Genomic DNA, 16,669 nt, shown 5'->3' with positions numbered 1-16,669 from the left:
GCTTAGCCCCTCCCCATCAGGCCTTGCGGCCGGAAGGCCAGCACGACAACCATGATCAGGAAGGTCAGGACCACGGCGTAGGTCGGGAAATAGACTGAGCCGAATTGCTCGGCCAACCCGATCAAAAGTGCCCCGAGCGCCGCGCCGGGGATCGACCCCATACCGCCGACAATCACCACGACAAGAGACGCCAGCAGGAACCGGACATCTTCACCGGGGGCTACGGATTGGAAGGTTCCCCCGACGACTCCGGCGACGCCTGCCAGTCCCGCGCCAAAGGCAAAGACGGCAACAAAGACCAGTTGGATCCGAGCGCCCGTGGCCGACAGCATGTCGCGGTCATCCACGCCTGCGCGGATCAGCATGCCAATGCGAGTGCGGTTCAACAGCAGCCACATACCCACGCCCACGACAATAGAGGCGGCAAAGATCACGATCCGCACCAGCGGGTACTTCATGTAAACCAGATCTCCCGAGCGTTTGACAGTGGTGACAAAGAACGTCTGCATTGGCCCGCTCAGCCATTCCGGCGGTGAGATATTGTAGAAATCACCGCCCCAGGCCCAAAGCATCAGGTCGGCCATGACGATCGAGATTCCGATAGTCACCAGCGTCTGGCGCAGGTCCTCACCTTCCATGCGGCGGAACACAAAGATTTGCAGAAGTACGCCAAAGGCCCCCACGACAATAAAGGCCACCGGAAAAGCCAGTAGCCACCAACCGGTAGCCTCCGCTGTGATGTAACCGACATAACCGCCCAGCAAATACAGCGAGCCATGCGCGAGATTCACATTGCGCATCAGGCCGAAAATTAGGGTAAATCCACTGGCGACAAGAAAGTACAATCCGCCCAACGTGATGCCGTTGAATAGCGCGTTCAGGAACACCTTCTTACGGCCAATCAGGTCTTTCAGCCAATCTGGCCAGATCGCAAATATCATCCACAACAGGATTGCCGCCAGCACAAACAGGATAACGGACCAGACAGGATGTTTGTCGACCAATCGCCTCATGCTATCCTCGCAGATAGCTGCGCGTTACCGTTATCGAAACGGTATCGATTCATGAGTTCTTCCTCCCTGAAGACCGCGGGTCGTGATGCCCGTTTGGTCCTGAGGAAAGGCTAGAAGAGGTCGTTGCAGAATCGGCATACCCGTCAGTCTTCTCGCTTCACCCCGCATCGGGAAAAGCATCAGGTCTCATGCGCGACACGGCGGTATTCGCTGGGTGGGATTCCGACGTTCGACGCGAAAAACCGGGTGAAACTCGCCTGCGAGGAAAACCCCAGATCATGTCCGATGTCGGTGACCGACTTTCCGGTGGTCATGAGCTCGGTAATCGCATGTTCCGCGCGCAGGGTGTTCAGATAGAGGTTCGGCGTAATGCCCATCTGTTTCTTGAACAGCTTGAAGAAATGTGGACGTGACAGACCAACCTGGCGGGCCAGATCGTCCATCTGGATTTCTTCCGAATAGTTCTCTTGCATCAGGCGCAGACTGCGCCGCACACGAAAATCGCTAAACCGTGATTTCAGACGCCCCAGCGGTGAGCGTTCCTTGCAACGCTTCCAGCTCTGGTCATAGCAAATGCGCGTCATTTCAAACATGTAGCCATCCATGGCCGCATCGTCCTGAGGCTCCAAGAGCAAGGATGTCAGGCGCAGGATCCAGCGCCGGATTTCAGTGGTCACCTGGATCTCGGGACGCCCGAAATCCAGCACCCCCTCGGCGGACTGGCTGTTTTCGAGAAACCACATCGGCTTGATGTACATGACCAGACACAGGGTCGGGTCGCCTTCGGGTTTGAGGAAATTGTGGGGCTCCCACGGACTGACAGCGGCAGCGCGTGTCTCGCTCAGGTCTATCGGCGTGTTGCCGACATCGACGCCGGCGGGGCCTCCGTTCACATAGAATATCAGATGCCCCTCACGGTGCGCATGTGTCACGAATGACTTGTCCAGCTCATAAAGAGCCGTCCTCCCAAACGCACCATGGTGAACCGCAACGGCTTCACTCATGGCTGTTCCTCCCTTTGTGCGGACCAACGCTCTTTTGATTTGGCGTTTAGTTCCGCACCCAAATTATCGCGGGGTCCAGCGACAAAAAGCAAGACTCCCGCGCCAAGAAAGAGACTGTGGGTAATGTATGCATTCTTTGAGAGACGCCGGATTTCATGCTTAGGGCAGGGTGTATGCGGTTTTGACCGTGGTGAAGAACTCGGCGGCATAGCGACCCTGTTCGCGGGCGCCATAACTCGATCCCTTGGTGCCTCCGAACGGCACGTGATAGTCAACACCCGCCGTTGGCAGGTTGACCATGACCATGCCTGCCTGTGCGTTCCGTTTGAAATGGGTCGCGTGTTTCAATGAGGTCGTACAAACGCCAGAGGACAGCCCGAATTCGGTGTCATTCGCCACGTCCAACGCTTCGTCATAGTCCTTGACCCGAATGACAGAGGCCACCGGACCAAACACCTCTTCGCGGTTGATGCGCATGTCATTGGACGTGTCGGTGATCAGGGCAGGCTGCAGGAAATGCCCCTTGGTCTCACGCTCAACCAGATCGCCCCCGGCCCGCAGGTTGCCGCCCTGGGAAACCCCGATATCCAGATAATCCAGGTCCTGTTTCAATTGTGTCTCGTCAACGACCGGTCCGATTTGTGTTGTCTCGTGCAGTGCGTGGCCGACATGCAGCGACCGCACCCGTTCGGCGAGTTCTTCCACGAACCGGTTGTGAATGCCCTCGGTCACAATAAGCCGCGAAGACGCCGTGCAGCGTTGCCCCGTGGAAAAGAATGCGCCGTTGACCGCGCAATCAAGAGCAATCTCCATGTCCGCGTCGTCCAGAATGACCAACGGATTCTTGCCGCCCATCTCAAGCTGGAACTTGCGCATCTGCACCGTGCAGGCGTGGGCCACGATCTGGCCCGTCGCCACCGACCCGGTGAAACTGATCGCGTCAATATCGGGGCTGTCCAGCATGGTCTGCCCGACAATTCTCCCCGGTCCGGTCACGAGGTTGATGACACCCGCCGGAGCGCCTGCGCGCTGGATAATGTCGACCAGCGCCCATGCGCAACCCGGAACAAGCTCGGCAGGTTTGAAAACCACCGTGTTACCGTAGCAAAGGGCAGGGGCGATCTTCCACGCTGGTATGGCGATCGGAAAATTCCACGGCGCGATAATGCCAACGACGCCCACCGGCTCGCGCGTGATTTCGACACCGACGCCTGGCCTGACCGATGGCACAACCTCGCCCGCCAGGCGCAGGGCTTCCCCTGCAAAGAAATCAAAGATCTGGGCTGCGCGGATGGTTTCACCAATGGCCTCGGGCAGCGTTTTGCCTTCTTCGCGGGCCAGTAACTCGCCCAGTTCACTGCGTCGGGCCATGATCTCGTCCGAAACGGTTTTTAGGATGTCGTGCCGTTGCTGAAGCCCCGATTGCGACCACGCAGGAAACGCCGCACGTGCTGCGTCAATTGCCGCTTGCGTCTCGCTTTTGCCTGCGACCGCAAAGCGATCAATCACTTCCGTTGTGTCAGAGGGGTTGATGTTTTCGATGGCGGCGGTCGTCACGATCGTTTCGCCGTTGATCAGCAGTGGTTTCATAACCTGTATTCCTCAGAGTAGAGATGTCAGTATTTTTCGGATATCCGCCGCGCTTGCGTGGCGCGGTGTGTTCGACATGGCGCGGTGCCCGGCGGCCCGGGCGCAGGCTAGTGAAATGTGGTCTTCTTCAATTCCCATCGCGCCCAAAGAGTTTTCCAGCGGCATGTCGCGCATTGCCCGGCGGAGGGTCTTGGCGACATCAAGTGGATTGGTCATCTCCATCGCGGTCATCAGGGCGGATCGGGACAGAACGGAGTTGTCATGATAAAAATCAATGACTTCGGGCAAGAGCAGCCGTTTGATCGCGCCCTTGTCCAAGGATCCGAGAACGGTCGCGCACAGGCTGCTGGTGATCGCATGGGCCAACCCCAGACCTTTTTGCTGGACCAGTGCGGCATTAATGCCTGCTGCCATGATTTCGCGGATGGTTTCAGGTTTGGCGTGATGTGGAATCGATCCCAGTGTCTGCATTCCTCTTCTGAACCCATCCATCGCCAGCCCGCTTGCAGGGGGATTGTAGTTTGGCGACAGCAATGCCTCGGCGCATAGCGTCACGGCATCGATACAGGCGCTTGCCTGAACAGACGCGGGTTCAGTCGTTGCCACGGTCGGATCACCGATTGTCACGGTGGGGACGATGCCGCGGCTGGCGATGTCGATCATCCTCCCGTCTTCCAGAATGATAGAGATTAGCCCGTTGAACCCGGCGACAAACCCCTGCAACCGCGGCACCGCAATCAGGTCCGGCAAGGTTCGGGGTACATGGACGGCGCCGCCCTGCGATTCAGAAAACCGTGAAAGCGAGGCATCGTGCCCAACCAGCAGGCGCACCGCCTTGGCAAGATTGACAACGTAACCCCGACCACCTGCGAGGATTGCATCACATTGGGTTTCACGAAACACTGCGGCTGCTTTTTGGCTTCGGCCTCGGTCGGAACGCCGCCGCTCACTTCGCAGGTGACGGTATCCAACTGGCTTGGCAGGCCGCTTTTCATCCTCTCGCCCAGTTCGCCTTCCAAATCTTCAGACGTGGTCAGGATAAGGAACTTGGCGTCGCGCCTTTGATCCAGTTCCCCCCAGAGCGCTTCTTCTAGGATGCTTTCGGCAAAATGCACTCGGTTCAGGTAGTCTATCAGGGTCACTGACGTCTCCTCCCCTTCCGGGTGCCAAAGTTAAAATGAGATTTGCATAAAACACCCCGGGCCCGTTGGCCCGAGGGGCATTGGTGCCGGGTTAGTACGAGGTTTTACACTCGGGCACTTCGCGGCTCGGTAAGCCAATCGCGCGGAAGGCTGCTTCGTCGATCCCCATAGTCTGGTTCACACCTTCGATCACCTGGATCAGCTGGTTTGACAGCGTCCCATCGGCATTTTCAACCACTTCGGTCAGGAAGTTGGTGCCAATGGCCTGACGATTTCCGTCAAGGCTGATCGGGCCGTTGGGGGCGTCTTCCAGCACGAGGGTGGACAGGCAACCGCGGAACCCTGCATGACCGTCGGACAGATCACCGTTCACCGCATCCATGCAACGCGCCATGGCGGTGGTCGCATTATAATAGCCTGTGGCCATCAGCGCCGGGCTCGGGAAACGATCTTCCGGGGCAAACAGGTCCTGATAGGCTTTCACGAACTTCTTCCAGTTCGCGTTGTCCCAGTCATCCGCTTGCGGACCCGAAGAGGGCACGCCGATCAGCGCTTCTTTGGCCGAGCCTTTCGAGTTCAGAACCGTGCCATCCACCATGATGGTGCCGCCGATCAGGTTGGCGTCGCCACCGGCCTGCTGGTACTGGTTCAGGAAGTTGACCGCGTCGCCGCCGCCAAGACCCAGATAGATCGCGTCGACGTCATCCGGCAGGGCCGCGATGATCGAGCCAAAATCCTTGGTGCCCAGCGGGACCCAGAAACGGTCGGTGATCTCGCCACCCGCCTGGCAATATTCCAGCGCAAAACCAAAGACCTGCGTGTAGATAAAGGAATAGTCCTCGCCAATCGTGGCGACGGTCTCATAACCCTTTTCATTGTAGACATACGAGCCGAGGCCTGCCGACCACTGCGCGCCGTCCATATTGAACCGGAAGAAGTTTTCCGAAGGATCAACCCAGGTGGTTTCCTGCGCGCCCGAAATGCCGTTGATAAAGGTCACTTGCGGCTGCGTCTTGGAGTAGTCGCGCAACGCGATCCCTTCCGAGCCGGAAAGCGGGCCGATCACGACGTCGACCTTATCCTGCTCAACGACCTTGCGGGCGGCGCGCACGGCGCTGTCGGGGCTGGCGTCGGTTGCTGCGATAATCACTTCGATTTCGCGGCCACCTGCCATGTTGTTAAGTTCATCCAACGCGACCTTGAAGCCGCGAAGGCCATCTTCGCCCAGCACAGTATAGGTGCCCTCAAGCGTGGCCAGGAAACCTACCTTGAGCGGTTCCGCCTGTACCACGCCAGCCGAAATCAGCGCGGCGGCGGATATAGTAGTCAGGTACTTCAATCGCATGTTTTCCTCCCTGCGATGTTTGAATTGGCCCTTTGCGCGGAAGCCGCGCGGCAGACCAACCAAGCCTGCGTCAGGAAGTTTCCAATCCAAATTTCGGAGAGTGATGCGATGTAACCTTTGGTCTGATTTTTTTGAATTGCTAGCGGTTTTGCGCCGTTTCGCTACGTGCGGGGAAAGGCCCGTGTAGTTCAAGAGACGTGGTTATCCACCTATGCTGCGGTGCTTTGGCCAACTTCCAAGTCACTTTTTCAGGTATAGTGTTGACCTAATTTTCCGGCTGAATTGTCTGACGTCAGCACCAATGGGACAGTTTAGGGTGATTTGATAAGAGAGGGTTTCTGGCACATCGTAACCACCAAGGAGTGGAGATGAGACAGAAACCCGGAACACTTAAGAGCCACCCGCAAGCAGTATTCAGCGGAAGAGAAGATCAGGATCGTGCTGGACGGCCGACACGCCTCACGAAATGCAGCAGTACTTGTAGCGGACCCTGTTTACAGGGCCGGTTTTGGAGCCAGTTAAGTGTCATTCGTTACATTGGCGGGGCCCAAGCTGCGCGTGTATAGGGGGTCAATCCCAGATCCATCACATACACGATATGGTAGGGCGCGATCGATCATATAGGGTTGAAACATACACCGATCGAAGTTGACGACCAGACACCGCTGGGTGGTCTGGTTAAGCAGCTGGCTTTTACAGACTGGATAACGGGGGAGGAGAAACTCAAATTGATCGATGGTGTCATGCCAGAGCCCGTGCTGATCTCTGGCATTGCCACCGAGATGAGGAGAGGGCGAAGAATTAAGAAAGGGTTAACGCTCGCCTGAATTTAATCCCACGCTAAGGCGGATACAGGTTTGGCTTGCTAGGACCTGCACGAACAAAACGAGCAGGCCCTTATTATGATCGGATTTCTTATCCAAGCCGTTTTGATTTCAGCACTCTTCGCCTTGAAAGAGTCGGCCTCGAACTGGAGACAATAGCTCACGAAAAGGGCAAACGAAATCAGCGACGCAAAACGCCTGTTCGCTGCCCTTCTGAGCATACCACGATGGGCAGTTCCTGCTAAGTCTTTGAAAAATGGTGCCCCCACACGGACTCGAACCGCGGACCTACTGATTACAAATCAGTTGCTCTACCAGCTGAGCTATAGGGGCCGTGGCGCTCGAATTAAAGACAAAGTACAGGTTCTGCAAGACGAAAAAAAACGCTACACGCAGATTGTTTTACCTTCCACCTCCATGGCCGTTCAGCGAACGCGTTTGACTGGGTTCTGACAACGCGATAACTCAGAAGATGATTGTTATTTTTCAAAGGCAAAAGGCGCAAAGATGCAGATCATCTTTCATACCGGAGCACACGGCACGGATGACGAACGTCTGCTGAAATGCATGTTGTACAACAAGGAAGCCTTTAGCAAACGAGGGATCGCTGTTCCGGGGCCGGGGAAATATCGAACGCTGCTCAAGGATGCTTTTGAAGCTATGGAGCAGGCAGAGCCTTCGGATGGCGCACGCGATGTGCTTATAGATGCGATTCTGGACGACGAGGTGGCGGATCGCATGTTGTTGTCCAATCCGCATTTTTTTGGATCTCAGCGTTTTTCGGTGGAAGGGGACATCTTCTATCCTTTGGCTGACATTCGAGTTCGGCAATTGAGTCAGCTGTTCCCTTATGATCAGATCGAAATCTTCATGGCCATCTGCAACCCGGCTTTCTTTATTCCTGCCATTTTGGCCAACGCGTCCCAAGCGCGCATCAATGAGGTCCTTCTAAGCACGAATCCCCTGAACCTGCGCTGGTCAGAAATGATCCAACGCATTCGGGATGCTGCGCCCGATGTACCCCTGACCATCTGGTGCAATGAGGATACGCCTCTGTTATGGGGGCAAATCATGCGAGACTTTGCAGGGCTGGAACACGGTGCCCGAATGACGGGTGGGTTTTCACTATTGTCTGAGATCATGAGTACCGAAGGCATGAAACGATTCCGGGGTTATCTGCATCAACACCAAGGTATGACCGAGATGCAGCGCCGACGCGTGATTTCTGCCTTTCTGGACAAGTATGCCATCGAAGATCAGGTCGAGGAAGAACTTGACCTCGAGGGGTGGACGGAAGAAATGGTGGAAGAGGTAACAGAGATCTACGACGAGGATGTTCTGGCAATCCAGCGCATTCCTGGCGTTACCTTCATAGCCCCATGACGCGTCGTCTACCCAACTCTGGTTCAGCGTTCCACCTTGAACGTTGCGCGTTTGTGAAACTGGGATATGGCCACCGACGATACGACTGGGCCTGACATGCTTGAACGAATAGGAAATTGGGGGTTTCTGGCAGCCTTTTTTGTTGCTCTACTCGCGACGTCTGTGCCGGGCTGGGCAAACCCCGTAACTGTTTTTGCTGCTGCAAGTTTGAAACCCGCGCTGGACGAGATTGTCCGTGGCTATGAAATGGAAACTGAAGTTGTCGTGCATCGTTCGTATGGGGGCAGCTCCACTTTGGCTCGTCAAATTCAGCATGGGGCACCAGCGCAGGTTTTCATCTCTGCAAACACGGCGTGGATGGATCTGTTGGAGGCAGAGGGCCTGCTCGTTGAGGATACGCGGCGTGATCTGTTGACCAATCGCCTTGTTTTGATTGCCTCATCGGACTTTGAAACAGATTTTGAGCCTGTGTCTGGTGCGCGGATGGATGAGGCCTTGGGTGACGAAAAACTGGCGATTGCACTTGTTCAGGCTGTGCCGTCAGGGATCTACGGGAAACAGGCGCTGACGGCCATGGGCTTTTGGGAGCAGGTGCAGGACAAGTTGGTCCAGACGGACAATGTCGCGGCGGCTTTGCGACTGGTTGCCATTGGTGAAGCGCCGTTGGGTGTCGTTTATTCAACCGATGCCGGTTCAAGTGACGAGGTTCGAACGCTTGGAGTTTTCGCCAAAGAGACCCACGATCCAATTATTTACCCTGCTGCAATTGTCAGCCACGAAGACACACCAAATGCCCGCGCATTTTTGGAATACCTGAGTTCTAAGCCTGCGATCGAGATATTTGCCAAACACGGATTCAGCACGACGCAGGAGCCTGAATGATGGGCTGGTTTGGACCCGAAGAATGGCAAGCCGTTATGCTGTCTCTGAAGGTGTCATTCTGGGCTGTTTTTCTCAGTCTGCCTTTCGGAGTATTCGTCGCCTATGCGCTTGCCCGCTGGCGGTTCCGGGGGCATCAGGTTTTGAATGGGTTGGTACATCTGCCCCTTATCCTTCCGCCAGTTGTGACAGGATATATGTTGCTGTTGGTGTTTGGGCGGCGCGGCCTGATCGGAGGATGGCTCGAAGACACCTTTGGTCTGGTTTTGGCGTTCAGGTGGACTGGCGCGGTTCTGGCAGCGGCCATTATGGCCTTTCCTCTTATGGTTCGGGCCATCCGCCTTGCGATCGAAGCGGTTGACCCCAGGCTGGAACAGGCGGCTTCCACACTTGGGGCGTCACGTGTTTCGGTTTTTATGACAGTGACGCTGCCATTGGTTTTACCGGGTGTCATCACTGGCATGGTTTTGGCGTTTGCCAAAGCAATGGGAGAGTTTGGGGCAACGATTACTTTTGTGTCCAATATTCCCGGACAAACTCAAACTGTGCCTTCCGCGATTTATACGTTCCTCCAAATCCCCGGGGGTGAGGGACCGGCTTTGCGTCTGGTCACCTTGTCGGTTGTCCTTGCACTTGGGGCTTTGGTGGCGTCGGAATTGCTCGCAAGACGGGCCAGAAACCGGGTGTCTGGTTCATGAGTCTGAGTTTGGCAATAAAACACGGTCTGCCAGAGTTCTCATTGGATGTGAGTTTTGAAGCGCCTCGTGGCATCACCGCGCTGTTTGGCGCATCCGGGGCTGGTAAGACGAGTGTTATCAACGCAGTAAGCGGGCTTTTGCGCCCAGACAGCGGACGCATCATTCTGGATGGAGAACCGATTTTCGACACTGCTCTAAACGTTGATATTCCACCTCACAAAAGGCGTCTGGGGTATGTTTTTCAGGACGGTCGCCTGTTTCCGCATATGAGTGTTCTACAAAATCTGCTTTATGGCACCCGTTTTGTTCCACCCGAAGCGGTCGGTCCAAAGCAGGACGAGGTGGTTGACCTGTTGGGCATTGGTGCTTTGCTGGATCGGCGACCGGGGTCTTTGTCCGGCGGGGAAAAACAACGTGTGGCCATAGGTCGGGCGCTGTTGTCGCGGCCACGCATGTTGCTAATGGATGAACCCCTGGCGGCGCTGGACAATGCACGCAAAGAAGAGATCCTGCCGTTTCTGGAAAAACTGCACGAAAAAACAGATATTCCTGTCCTATACGTCAGCCATTCGGTAGCCGAAGTTGCCCGGTTGGCAACATCCGTAGTCATGTTAGAAAATGGTCGGGTTTCTCGATCGGGAACAGCGGGTGAAGTCTTTTCCGATCCGGCGTCGGTCCAGCAACTGGGACTGCGCGAAACAGGGTCGGTCTTGCCCGCTACGGTTTATCGACACCACGTCGACGGCCTGACCGAACTGGACGTGTCTGGAGGGCGATTGTTCCTTCCCAAAATGGATCAGGAAGAAGGCACCTCAACGCGAGTTCGCATTCTCGCGCACGACATCATGATTGCGCGCAATCGCCCCAAGGATATTTCCGCTCTCAACATTCTCAAAGGGCAGGTAACCGAGATGCGGCCTGGAAGTGGGCCGGGAATGCTGGTTCGGATCAAATCCGGCGAGGATCATTTGCTTGTGCGGATTACACGTCGGTCGGCGGAAGCGTTGAAGCTAACACCCGGCGTAGACGTACATGCCGTGATCAAGGCTGTGGCCGTTGCTCGGGTTGATATCGCAACGCGCTGATTCTGCGAAAGGCTTAGCGCAGGTTCTGTTCAATCAGTTCTAAGCGCGTTTCAGCGATGTCGTACCTGTCTGTGCCATAGCTATGCTTAGTTCGCTGCTGAGGACATCCCAAAGCGCATGCAGACCAGCTTCACCCGCTGCAGCGATGGCGAACTGCAGGATTCTGTCCGATAAATACAAAATCTGCGCCCGAGGAAAGTACTTTTAGAACATCTTCTCCCGACCGTATCCCGGAATCATAGAACACCGGAAAGTCCGCTCCCAATTTGCCGCGGATCGCGGAGAGCATCTCGACCGGGTTCGGCGCGGCCTCAAGTTGTCTTGCGCCATGACTGGACACTTGTATGGCGTCGACACCTACTTGTTTGAGGCGCAGAGCGTCTTCTACATCCAGAACGCCCTTTACTACCAGTTTTCCAGGCCACCTTTCCCTGAGCTGGGCCAGTGTGTCCCAGGTCGCTCGGGCCCGGCTTTCTGTGCGATCAAAATCATACCCGGGCATGTCGAAGTTCGCCATGGTCGGTTTGCCCTTGAGCAAGGTGGTCAAAGACCAGCGGGGGTGCAGCGCAAAGTCGATGAACTGGCTGAGGCCAATTCGAAATGGCATGGTAAACCCATGACGCAACTCCCGCGGGCGGCGGCCAACTTCGGGAACATCGACCGTCAGCACCAAGGTTTCGTAGCCCGCCGTCACAGCCCTGTCCAAGAGTTTGAACGTGCCGCTTCCATCCCCGCTGAAATACAACTGAAACCAGGCGTGACCCTCTGCAGTTTCAATGATTTGTTCCAATGGTGTTGAGGCAACCGTGGATACGCCGTGTGGAACACTGTATTTGGCAGCCAGCCTCGCAAGCATCAGATCGGCGCCTGGAGCTGACAGATTGCACATGCCCATCGGGGCTATGCCAAAAGGGCGATCAGTCGGGACACCAAATACTTCGGTCGCCAGCGATCTTCGGCTCACGTCCCGCAGAATGCGGGGGCGTAAAACGATGTCGTCCAATGCAGCTCGATTGCGGACAGCGCCAGTCTCTAACCCGGCTGCGCCGTCAATATAGTCAAAAATCATCCAGGGCAGACGCCGCTTGGCCAGACGCCGGGCGTCTTCCGCTGAATGGATGGATGTGGCGCTCATTAGCTTATGACGGCTTTCATGAACCTGTCTTTGATGACGACAGGGTCCATGGTGATGACAGGCATCTTTGCGTTGCCGCTTTCGCATTTACTGACGATGATGGTCATCTTGCCGCTGTCCAGCGCCGCTTGTAGTGCCGCGCCAGTCTCTTCCGCTTGGCATTCGACCACATTCTCGCACCCTGCCGCGCGCGCCATCGCCGTCAGCGAGGTTTTCATCCCCGCATAGGTCGGCTGATCCCCGGTCGAGCCATATGACCCGTTGTCGATGATCAGCAGCACATAGTTGTCCGCCACGTTGTTGGCGATCGTCGGCAAGGTCCCCAGATTGGTCAGGATCGAGCCATCGCCGTCAATCACCACCACCGGTTTGGGTTGGGCCAAAGCCAAGCCCAGGCCAATCGAGGACGCAAGTCCCATCGTCCCCAGCATGTAGAAATTGCTGGGCTGATCATCGATGGCGTGCAGCTCCTGGCTGGGGATGCCGATGTTACACACCACAAGCTGCTCGCGCAGGATAGGGGCGATTTCTTTAAGAATTTCTGAACGGATCATTGGTCGCCATAGCCTCCCCAGAAGTTGGCGTCGGTCAGGATCGCCACGGGCTTGTTGCACATGAAGGTATATTTCAGGATGTTATCCAGCTCTTCGACGTCTTTTTGCCAATGAAAATGGTAGGTTGGGATGTTCAGCTGCGCCAGAAGCGCCTTGGTGTGAACGGCCATTTCGACCTGGCAGGCGACCGGTTCGCGCAACTCTCCACGGTATGAAATCAGCATCGGCAGTGGCATGCGATAGTACTGAATCAGCGTCGCCAGGGTGTTGATGGTCACCCCGATGGCGGTGTTTTGCATGATGATGGCGGGGCGTTTGCCACCCATCCAGGCGCCGAGCACACAGGCCCATCCCTTCGTCTTCCTTGTTCGAGGGGACATGGTGGATTTCAGGGCGGGCGTCGATTTCCTCGATCACCCCGGCCAATTGTTTGCAGGGTACGGTGGTGACGAATTCGATCCCGTTCGAGATCAGATCATCCGTTATCCGGGCGTCTATGGTCATGGGCAGTATGCCTTCTGTGTGAACTTAATGTTTCAGGTGCTTCTGTAAACGTGGACTGCACAGGGCGCATGGCGGACCACACGGGCAGCAGTCGATCCGAGGAGGAAATCGCTGAACCCCGGACGGTGCGATCCAATGACGATGCACCCGATGTTATGGGTGGTGGCATAGTCAATGATTGACCGGTATGTGTGACCTTTGACGATTGCCGTCTCGACACCGTCCAAACCCTCGGTTTTTTCCTTGAGTACTTGTACGGCCCGTTCATACCCCTCACGCACAGCATCCTTGTCCAAAAAAGCGGCAACTGACCCTTGCGGGGCTTCGTGAACGTGTAGCGCCATGATCTGGCCGCCTGGGGCCCTGAGGGATTGGGCCACCTGAAGCGTATCTGGGGACAGGCCGTGGTCCAGGGCCATAGGAACCAGTATCTTGTCGTACATTAGGGGTCTCCTTTCGGGCGTCAATTCCAAGGATCAAGCACGATCTTCGGGGCGGCGACAATCCCTTGCCTCAGATCCTTAAAGGCTTTGGCACCCATTGATAGTGGGCGTTCTTCAATCCAATCCAGGGAACCTAGCTTGCCATCAAAAATGGCTTGGGCCGTATCGCGAAAATCCTGAGCCGTATAGGTATAGGTGCCGATAAAGGTAACTTCCTGCAGTGTCATCCGCCGGATGTCGAGGCCACCGGTGTCTTCGCCAAGGCCCACATGAACGATTACACCACCTGCCTGTACATATGTTGAAGCAATTTCGCGGGTTTTGGCATAGCCTACGGCATCGACCACCAATGGAGCAGTATGGCTTATCGACGTCGCAGTTATTTGACCGCAGCGTTCGTTCAAAAAACGTCGTCGGCTTTCGTTTGGTTCAACGATCACCACATCTTCGACTCCCATTGCCCTAAGGGCCAAAGCAGCAGCAAGCCCAATGGCACCTCCGCCGATCACGACGGCGCGCCGATCCATGGCAGGGTGCAGGGCCTCTAGAGCCAACCGCGCAGCGTGCCAACTGACTGCCAGAGGCTCAGCCAGAGCAGCCTTGGTCAGGGAAACGCTATCGGGAACTGTCACCAAATTGGCGTCTGGCATTGAGACATATTGTGCAAAGGCTCCCTCGCGCGGTGGCATGGAGATGATCTGCCTCTCGGGGCAAAGGTTTTCACGGCCGGACGTGCACGCCAAGCAATTACCACAATTGACCAGAGGATTGATTGTGACGCGACGCCCGCTTTGTGGTCCGCCTTCGATCAGGCCCGCAGCTTCGTGTCCTAGGATAAGCGGGGCAGGGCGACGCGCATCATGGCCCAGGTAGGCATGCATATCGGAGCCGCAGATGCCGACGGCTGAAACTCGAACGAGATGTTCTCCGACGTTCGAGACCGGTTCAGGTATGTCTCTGCAAACAAGGGTCTCTACCCCTTCGTAGACCAGTGCTTTCATTTTGCGGTGAACCCTCCGTCAACCATCAGAACCTGGCCGGTCACATAAGCGGATGCTTCAGAGCACAGAAACAGGATTGGACCGTCCATATCGGAAAGCCTGCCATTGCGACCGATACAGGTCTGAGCCGCATTGCGCGCAGCGCGCTCATCATCTTCGAAGACTGCCTGCGTCAACTCGGTTGGAAAAAAACCAGGTCCAATGGCATTGGCAGTGATACCAAACGGAGACCAAGCTTCGGCCATAGCGCGGGTCAGCTGTGCGATCCCGCCTTTGGTGGCGCCGTAAGCGATGCCACCTGGAAAGGCGCGAGTTGTCTGTAACGACGCAAAGTTCACGATCCGCCCCCAGTTTTTCTTCTTCATTGCCGGAACCAATGCCTGACTAAGGAAAAAGGGAGCCGACAAGTTCAACGCCAAAGTGGCGTCCCAACCTTGCAAGGTTACGTCATCCGCGGCCTCACGCGTGTTGACACCTGCGGCGTGAACCAGGATGTCAGGCGCACCAAATGGGGACGAAATTGCCGAGCACAAATCGTCTATCTGAAACCTGTCGGCTATGTCTGCCCTTACATGGGCTGCTCCTGCTCCAATGTCCTGGCATGCCTTGCGCAATGCGTCTTCGCGGCGCGCCACCAGCACAACGCGCGCGCCTGCAGAAGCCAGGGTGAGGGCCGCCTGACGCCCCAACCCTGAGCTTGCACCCGTGATGCAGGCGACCTTTCCGGTCAGGTCAAACAGGTTTCCTGATTCAGCCATTTGCAGTCAGATCGAAGGTTTCATTCGGGAAGTATTTGGCAAGACGTACATCGGCCGCGCGAGCGTGGCCCTCCATTCCTTCCAGACGCGAAATGCGAGCCGTGGCCTCGGCAACAGCCTTTGAACCTTCGCGTGTGGCGCGCTGCCAGGTAACAATCTTCATGTACTTGTGTACCGAAAGACCGCCGGTGTAGCTGGCTGCACGAGAGGTGGGCAGCACGTGGTTGGTGCCGGTCGCCTTGTCGCCGTAAGACACCGTGGTTTCCTCACCCAAAAACAGAGAGCCATAGCAGGTGAGCCGCTGTAGCCACCAATCCAGATCCTCGGCCTGCACGGTCAGGTGTTCGGGCGCGTATTCATCGGAACAGGCGGCCATCGCCTCGCGGTCGGAACACAGGATTACCTCGGCATAGTCGCGCCAGGCTGCGGTGGCGTTTTCGCGATTGGTGTCGGGCAGATCGGCGATAAGGTCGGGGACCAATGCCATGACCTCTTCGGCCAGGGGGCGATTGTCGGTGACCAGCCAGACGGGCGAGTTATAGCCGTGTTCGGCCTGGCTCACCAAATCGGTGGCGACGATATGGGCGTCCGCCGTTGAATCTGCCAGGATCAGGCTGTCGGTGGGGCCTGCAATCATGTCGATGCCGACACGACCAAAAAGGATGCGCTTGGCTTCGGCCACGAACTGGTTTCCGGGACCAACAAGGATGTTGGCTTTGGGTAGGCCAAACAGACCAAAGGTCATCGCAGCGACACCCTGCACGCCGCCCATGGCCATGATCTTGTCCGCGCCGCAGATGTGGGCGGCGTAAACGATCGCGGGGGCCACGCCAACGCCGGGGCGAGGGGGGAACATGCGGTGATGTGTTTGCAGCCCGCCACTTTGGCCGTGGTCACGGTCATGATTGCGCTGGCGATGTGGCTGTAGCGGCCACCGGGGACGTAACAGCCTGCTGCATCCACGGGGATTGCTTTTTGCCCCGTGACAAAGCCCGGCGCGATCTCGGTTTCCACATCACACACCGTGCTTTTCTGCAGTTCAGCAAAGCGGCGCACGTTGTCATGGGCAAAGCGGATGTCGGCCTTGAGTTTTTCAGGCACCAGGTCGCAGGCGGCCTGGATCTCTTCTGCAGTTAGCAAAACGTTGCCTTCGTACTGGTCGAACTTGGCGGCGTATTTCATCGCAACCGCATCACCGCCCGCTTCGATCTCGTCCAGGATTTCCTTGACGATCAGGTGCGTCTCGGCGGCGTTTGATTTGGGAGTTAGCGTTGCCTGCTTGAGGTATTCGCGTGTCATTGCAGGGAGGTC

Annotated in this window: 14 protein-coding genes, 1 tRNA gene and 3 pseudogenes; 5 read left to right on the top strand and 13 right to left on the bottom strand. The window is 56.5% G+C overall.

All coding sequences use genetic code 11. From position 1 onward, the window contains the following. Nucleotides 1-2: 2 nt before the first annotated feature. The 6 genes from ACZ1HE_RS15220 to ACZ1HE_RS15195 form a co-directional block, all read right to left on the bottom strand. Nucleotides 3-1,013, bottom strand: coding sequence for a branched-chain amino acid ABC transporter permease (locus ACZ1HE_RS15220; protein WP_472622098.1), 1,011 nt, complete (start codon nt 1,011-1,013; stop codon nt 3-5). Nucleotides 1,014-1,192: 179 nt separating this feature from the next. Next, nucleotides 1,193-2,017 (bottom strand): cupin domain-containing protein, encoded by an 825-nt coding sequence (locus ACZ1HE_RS15215; protein ID WP_472622096.1) that lies wholly within the window; start codon nt 2,015-2,017, stop codon nt 1,193-1,195. Nucleotides 2,018-2,176: 159 nt separating this feature from the next. Further along, nucleotides 2,177-3,607 carry an aldehyde dehydrogenase family protein gene (locus ACZ1HE_RS15210; RefSeq protein WP_472622094.1) on the bottom strand — a complete coding sequence of 477 codons (1,431 nt, stop codon included), beginning with the start codon at nt 3,605-3,607 and terminating at the stop codon, nt 2,177-2,179. Between the two features lie 12 nt (nt 3,608-3,619). Then, a complete protein-coding gene (locus tag ACZ1HE_RS15205; RefSeq protein WP_472622092.1) occupies nt 3,620-4,510 on the bottom strand; it encodes an iron-containing alcohol dehydrogenase in 891 nt (296 codons plus the stop codon). A 330-nt stretch (nt 4,511-4,840) separates the two neighbouring features. Further along, nucleotides 4,841-6,094: an ABC transporter substrate-binding protein gene (locus tag ACZ1HE_RS15200; protein ID WP_472622090.1), complete on the bottom strand. Its 1,254-nt coding sequence runs from the start codon at nt 6,092-6,094 to the stop codon at nt 4,841-4,843. Nucleotides 6,095-7,175: 1,081 nt separating this feature from the next. Further along, nucleotides 7,176-7,251 (bottom strand) — tRNA-Thr (locus tag ACZ1HE_RS15195). A gap of 174 nt (nt 7,252-7,425) precedes the next feature. Here ACZ1HE_RS15195 and ACZ1HE_RS15190 point away from each other — a divergent pair. From ACZ1HE_RS15190 to modC, 4 genes are all read left to right on the top strand, one after another. Beyond that, complete coding sequence (locus ACZ1HE_RS15190; RefSeq protein WP_472622088.1) at nt 7,426-8,301, top strand: hypothetical protein; 876 nt, start codon at nt 7,426-7,428, stop codon at nt 8,299-8,301. A 66-nt stretch (nt 8,302-8,367) separates the two neighbouring features. Beyond that, nucleotides 8,368-9,183, top strand: a complete 816-nt coding sequence (gene modA / locus ACZ1HE_RS15185) for a molybdate ABC transporter substrate-binding protein (protein ID WP_472622086.1) — start codon at nt 8,368-8,370, stop codon at nt 9,181-9,183. Next, nucleotides 9,183-9,878 carry a molybdate ABC transporter permease subunit gene (gene modB, locus ACZ1HE_RS15180; RefSeq protein ID WP_472622084.1) on the top strand — a complete coding sequence of 232 codons (696 nt, stop codon included), beginning with the start codon at nt 9,183-9,185 and terminating at the stop codon, nt 9,876-9,878. Before modA ends, modB begins: the two co-directional genes overlap by 1 nt. Next, nucleotides 9,875-10,963, top strand: a complete 1,089-nt coding sequence (modC, locus tag ACZ1HE_RS15175) for a molybdenum ABC transporter ATP-binding protein (RefSeq protein WP_472622082.1) — start codon at nt 9,875-9,877, stop codon at nt 10,961-10,963. The genes modB and modC overlap by 4 nt, the downstream gene beginning before the upstream one ends. Before the next feature lie 39 nt (nt 10,964-11,002). Here modC and ACZ1HE_RS15170 read toward each other — a convergent pair. The 3 genes and pseudogenes from ACZ1HE_RS15170 to ACZ1HE_RS15160 form a co-directional block, all read right to left on the bottom strand. Continuing rightward, nucleotides 11,003-12,098, bottom strand: a pseudogene (locus tag ACZ1HE_RS15170) (alpha-hydroxy acid oxidase). Further along, on the bottom strand, nt 12,098-12,652 hold the full coding sequence (gene comE / locus ACZ1HE_RS15165) for a sulfopyruvate decarboxylase subunit beta (protein ID WP_472622080.1): 555 nt from the start codon (nt 12,650-12,652) through the stop codon (nt 12,098-12,100). The pseudogene ACZ1HE_RS15170 and the gene comE overlap by 1 nt, the downstream one beginning before the upstream one ends. Continuing rightward, nucleotides 12,649-13,111 (bottom strand): annotated as a pseudogene (locus ACZ1HE_RS15160) (sulfopyruvate decarboxylase subunit alpha). The gene comE and the pseudogene ACZ1HE_RS15160 overlap by 4 nt, the downstream one beginning before the upstream one ends. Between ACZ1HE_RS15160 and ACZ1HE_RS15155 the strand changes: the two are divergent. Continuing rightward, nucleotides 13,031-13,204 carry a hypothetical protein gene (locus ACZ1HE_RS15155; RefSeq protein ID WP_472624615.1) on the top strand — a complete coding sequence of 58 codons (174 nt, stop codon included), beginning with the start codon at nt 13,031-13,033 and terminating at the stop codon, nt 13,202-13,204. The pseudogene ACZ1HE_RS15160 and the gene ACZ1HE_RS15155 overlap by 81 nt on opposite strands. Here ACZ1HE_RS15155 and ACZ1HE_RS15150 read toward each other — a convergent pair. From ACZ1HE_RS15150 to hisD, 4 genes and pseudogenes are all read right to left on the bottom strand, one after another. Then, nucleotides 13,189-13,599 carry a universal stress protein gene (locus ACZ1HE_RS15150; protein WP_472622078.1) on the bottom strand — a complete coding sequence of 137 codons (411 nt, stop codon included), beginning with the start codon at nt 13,597-13,599 and terminating at the stop codon, nt 13,189-13,191. The two genes, ACZ1HE_RS15155 and ACZ1HE_RS15150, sit on opposite strands and share 16 nt — an antisense overlap. A 20-nt stretch (nt 13,600-13,619) precedes the next feature. Beyond that, nucleotides 13,620-14,600 (bottom strand): alcohol dehydrogenase catalytic domain-containing protein, encoded by a 981-nt coding sequence (locus ACZ1HE_RS15145; protein WP_472622076.1) that lies wholly within the window; start codon nt 14,598-14,600, stop codon nt 13,620-13,622. Then, a complete protein-coding gene (locus ACZ1HE_RS15140; RefSeq protein WP_472622074.1) occupies nt 14,597-15,358 on the bottom strand; it encodes an SDR family NAD(P)-dependent oxidoreductase in 762 nt (253 codons plus the stop codon). Before ACZ1HE_RS15140 ends, ACZ1HE_RS15145 begins: the two co-directional genes overlap by 4 nt. Beyond that, nucleotides 15,351-16,657 (bottom strand): annotated as a pseudogene (gene hisD, locus ACZ1HE_RS15135) (histidinol dehydrogenase). Before hisD ends, ACZ1HE_RS15140 begins: the two are co-directional and overlap by 8 nt. Nucleotides 16,658-16,669 lie beyond the last annotated feature (12 nt).

Source organism: Falsiruegeria sp. JB4-1 (assembly GCF_055693495.1).
The sequence above is the reverse complement of the archived record's forward strand: the minus strand, read 5'-3'. Positions and strand labels throughout refer to the sequence as shown.

What these genes read in the sequence shown, in the direction of transcription:
- ACZ1HE_RS15210 (WP_472622094.1), bottom strand. Translation starts at nt 3,607, where the DNA reads ATGAAACCACTGCTGATCAACGGCGAAACGATCGTGACGACCGCCGCC.
- ACZ1HE_RS15150 (WP_472622078.1), bottom strand. Translation starts at nt 13,599, where the DNA reads ATGTACGACAAGATACTGGTTCCTATGGCCCTGGACCACGGCCTGTCC.
- ACZ1HE_RS15145 (WP_472622076.1), bottom strand. Translation starts at nt 14,600, where the DNA reads ATGAAAGCACTGGTCTACGAAGGGGTAGAGACCCTTGTTTGCAGAGAC.
- ACZ1HE_RS15220 (WP_472622098.1), bottom strand. Translation starts at nt 1,013, where the DNA reads ATGAGGCGATTGGTCGACAAACATCCTGTCTGGTCCGTTATCCTGTTT.
- ACZ1HE_RS15140 (WP_472622074.1), bottom strand. Translation starts at nt 15,358, where the DNA reads ATGGCTGAATCAGGAAACCTGTTTGACCTGACCGGAAAGGTCGCCTGC.
- ACZ1HE_RS15155 (WP_472624615.1), top strand. Translation starts at nt 13,031, where the DNA reads ATGGTGGATTTCAGGGCGGGCGTCGATTTCCTCGATCACCCCGGCCAA.
- modA (WP_472622086.1), top strand. Translation starts at nt 8,368, where the DNA reads ATGGCCACCGACGATACGACTGGGCCTGACATGCTTGAACGAATAGGA.
- modC (WP_472622082.1), top strand. Translation starts at nt 9,875, where the DNA reads ATGAGTCTGAGTTTGGCAATAAAACACGGTCTGCCAGAGTTCTCATTG.
- modB (WP_472622084.1), top strand. Translation starts at nt 9,183, where the DNA reads ATGGGCTGGTTTGGACCCGAAGAATGGCAAGCCGTTATGCTGTCTCTG.
- ACZ1HE_RS15200 (WP_472622090.1), bottom strand. Translation starts at nt 6,094, where the DNA reads ATGCGATTGAAGTACCTGACTACTATATCCGCCGCCGCGCTGATTTCG.
- ACZ1HE_RS15190 (WP_472622088.1), top strand. Translation starts at nt 7,426, where the DNA reads ATGCAGATCATCTTTCATACCGGAGCACACGGCACGGATGACGAACGT.
- ACZ1HE_RS15215 (WP_472622096.1), bottom strand. Translation starts at nt 2,017, where the DNA reads ATGAGTGAAGCCGTTGCGGTTCACCATGGTGCGTTTGGGAGGACGGCT.
- comE (WP_472622080.1), bottom strand. Translation starts at nt 12,652, where the DNA reads ATGATCCGTTCAGAAATTCTTAAAGAAATCGCCCCTATCCTGCGCGAG.